This window comes from Streptomyces sp. NPDC058457 (genome assembly GCF_042720695.1).
Taxonomy (GTDB): domain Bacteria; phylum Actinomycetota; class Actinomycetes; order Streptomycetales; family Streptomycetaceae; genus Streptomyces.
In genome coordinates, this window is sequence record NZ_JBHXLU010000182.1 from 1 (window position 1) to 3,701 (window position 3,701).

General features: G+C 73.7%; 1 protein-coding gene. It reads right to left on the minus strand.

Features of this window, described 5'->3' with window-relative positions; genetic code table 11:
* A partial coding sequence (locus ACFWPS_RS53825) for a beta-ketoacyl synthase N-terminal-like domain-containing protein (protein ID WP_383721869.1) occupies positions 1-3,701 on the minus strand: 3,701 nt, incomplete at both ends.

The window sequence follows — 3,701 nt, forward strand, 5'->3', positions numbered from 1 at the left end:
CGCACACCCAACCCCGCATCCAACACCCCCTGAAACACCCCCAACACAAACCCCAACCCCCCACCACCACCCGGCACCAACACCACCACCCCCGCAAACGAACCAGCCGTCCCGGACAGACGTGCGGCGAGCTCGGCGCGATCAGGAACACCTTCCACGATCAGCGTCACCGTCCCGGGACCGAACGCCTCGACGATCACAGCGGTGGCGGGATCCCCGGCAAGCTCCGCAGGAACCACCACCAGGTACGAACCCGCAGACCGGTCCGGCAGCGTGAGCGGCGTCCAGGTCTCGCGGTACCTCCAGGTGTCCGCCTCGGGTGCCGCGGCCGGGGCGGGCCAGAACCGCCTGTGCTGGAACGCGTAGGTCGGAAGGTCGACCCTGCGTCCCTCGGGGAGCACCGCCCGCCGGTCCACCGGGACCCCGTGCGCGTGCAGGGCGGCCCATCCGGCCGTGAGCGTCGTGCTCTCGTCGCGGTCGTTGCGCAGGAGCGGCACCAGTCGGGTGTCCGCGGCGCAGCTGTCTTCGGCCATCGCCGACAGCACTGCTTCCGGCCCCACTTCGACCAGCACGCTCACGCCCCGGTCCGCCAGGCTCCGTGTCCCGTCGGCGAAGCGGACCGCCTCGCGGACCTGTGCCGCCCAGTACGCCGGGGAGCGCAGCTCGTCGCCGGTGGCGACGGCGCCGGTCAGGCCGGACACCACGGGGATCCGTGGCTCCCGGTAGGTCAGGGTCTCCAGGACCCGCCGGAACTCGGCCAGCATCGGGTCCATCAGCGCGGAGTGGAACGCGTGCGAGACGCGTAGCCGGCTGGTCCTGCGGCCCCGTGCGACGAACGACTCCGCGGCCTTGGTGACGGCGGCTTCCGCACCTGACAGCACCACGGAGCGGGGGGTGTTGACCGCCGCGATCGACACCTCTCGCGTCAGCAGCGGAGTCGTCTCGGCCTCGGTCGCCTCCACCGCCACCATCGCGCCGCCCGGCGGCAACGCCTGCATCAGCCGAGCGCGGGCCGCGACCAGGCGGCAGGCGTCGGGCAGGGACAGGATGTCGGCGACGTGTGCGGCGGCGACCTCGCCGACCGAGTGTCCGAGCAGGGCGTCCGGGACCACTCCCCACGACTCCAGCAGCCGGAACAGGGCCACTTCGAGTGCGAACAGCGTCGGCTGCGCCCAGCCGGTCCGGTCCAGCAGTCCGGCGTCGTCACCCCAGACGACTTCCTTCAGCGGACGCTCCAGGTGCGGATCCAGTTCCGCCACGACCGCGTCGTACGCCGACGCGAACACCGGGTGCCGGGCGTACAGTTCCCGGCCCATGCCCAGTCGCTGGGCACCCTGTCCGGTGAAGAGCACGCCCACCACGCGGTCCGGACGTGCGGTGCCGAGGACCACTCCCCCGGTGACCTCTCCCGCAGCCAACCCCCGCAGGCCGGCGAGCAGTTCGTCGGGCCCGGCGCCCAGGACCGTCGCGCGGTGGCTGAGCGCCGGCCGCGTGGCCAGCAGCGACCAGCCCACGTCGGCGATGTCCAGCGACGGATCGGCCGCCAGCAGGGCGGACAGCCGTGCCGCCTGGCCGCGCACCGCCTCCGGTGTCTTTCCGGAGAGCGCCCACGGCACCACGCGTGGCGCGAGGGCCGGTGTGTCCCGTACCGGGGCGCTTTCGGACGCGGACTCCGGAATTTCGGGTGCGGACTCCAGAATGACGTGCGCGTTCGTCCCCGACACTCCGAACGAGGAGACGCCGGCCCGCCGCGGACGCCCCGTCTCCGGCCACGCGGCGGGCTCGGTCAGCAGGGCGACCCGGCCTCGCGACCAGTCCACCTGTGACGACGGGGAGTCCACGTGCAGGGTGCGCGGCAGGACGCCGTGCTGCATCGCCAGGACCATCTTGATGACACCGCCGACTCCGGCGGCGGCCTGGGTGTGGCCGATGTTCGACTTCAACGAGCCCAGCCACAGGGGAGCTTCACCGGAGCGGTCCTGACCGTAGGTGGCGAGGATCGCGTGCGCCTCGATCGGGTCGCCGAGCGTCGTCCCCGTGCCGTGGGCCTCGACCGCGTCGACCTCGTCGGCGGAGAGTCCCGCCGCGGCCAGGGCCTGGCGGATCACGCGCTGCTGCGAAGGGCCGTTGGGCGCGCTGAGACCGTTGGAGGCACCGTCCTGGTTCACGGCGCTGGAGCGCAGCACCGCGTGGATCCGGTGCCCGTTGCGCCACGCGTCGGACAGCCTTTCCAGGACGACCATTCCGACGCCCTCGGCGAACCCGGTGCCGTCGGCGGCGTCGGCGAACGGCTTGCAGCGGCCGTCGGGTGCCAGCCCGCCCTGCTCGGAGAAGAGCACGAAGGCGTCGGCGTCGGCCATGACGGTCACCCCGCCGGCCAGGGCCAGGGTGCACTCGCCGGACCGTAGCGACTGCGCCGCCAGGTGCAGCGCGACCAACGACGACGAGCAGGCGGTGTCCACCGTCACCGCCGGCCCCTCCAGGCCCAGCACATAGGCCACCCGGCCGGACACCACGCTCGACGAACCGCCGGTGAGGACGAATCCCCGCACCTCGTCGCCGAGTCGGCCCACCGCCGCCGAATAGCCGGACGCGTAGGCGCCGACGAAGACCCCCGCGGGGGCTCCTGCCAGTGTCTGCGGGTCGATCCCGGCGTGTTCCAGCGCCTCCCAGGAGCTCTCGAGGAGCAGCCGCTGCTGCGGGTCCATGGCGAGGGCCTCGCGCGGGGAGATCCCGAAGAACGCGGGGTCGAAGTCGCCCGCGCCGTCCAGGAAACCGCCTCGGTGCGTGACGGTCGTTCCGGGCCGGGTGCCCTCGGGGTCGTACAGCGCCGCCAGGTCCCAGCCGCGGTCGGCGGGGAAGTCGCCGGTCGCGTCGGTGCCTTCGCTCACCAGCCGCCACAGATCGGCCGGCCCCGTCACTCCGCCGGGGTACCGGCATGCCATGCCGACGATGACGACGGGGTCGTCGGCGAGCGAGCTCGGCGCCGGCAGCCGTGTGGTGTCCGTCGCCGGGGTGCCGGCGAACAGCGACGCCAGGTGGTCCGCGAGGCGGGTGGCGGTCGGGTAGTCGAACACGACGGTCGTGGGGAGGCGCAGGGCGGTGTCGGCGGCGAGCCTGTTGCGCAGTTCCACGGCGGTCATCGAGTCGAAGCCCAGCTCCCGGAAAGCCTGGTCGGCGTCGACCCGGGTGCCGGGCGCGTGGCCCAGCACGGCGGCCGCGGCGCGGCGGACGAGGTCGGACAGTGCTGCCCGGCGCGCCCCTTCCGGCAGTTCGGCCAGATGTGGCCCGGAGGCACCGGCGGCGGGCGAGTCGGGCGCGTCCCGCTCCTGCGGCGCACCCTCCAGGGCCCGGACCACCTCGGGCAGACCGGACAGCAGCGGGCTCGGGCGTACCGCGGTGAACGCCGGGGCGAAACGGCTCCAGTCCGTGTCCGTGATGACGGCCGTCGTCTCGTCGGCGTCCAGGACGCGCTGCAAGGCCGCGATGGCCAGCTCCGGCCGCATGGGCAGGACGCCCAGGCGGCTCAGGTGGTCGCGTCGGCCGGGGAGGACGGACACCAGCCCGAACTCGTCCCAGGCGCCCCAGGCGATCGAGGTGGCCGTACGGCCCCGGGCCCGGCGCTGGACGGCCAGCGCGTCCAGACAGGCATTGGCAGCCGCATAACCCGCCTGACCACCACTGCCCCAGGCCGCCGCACC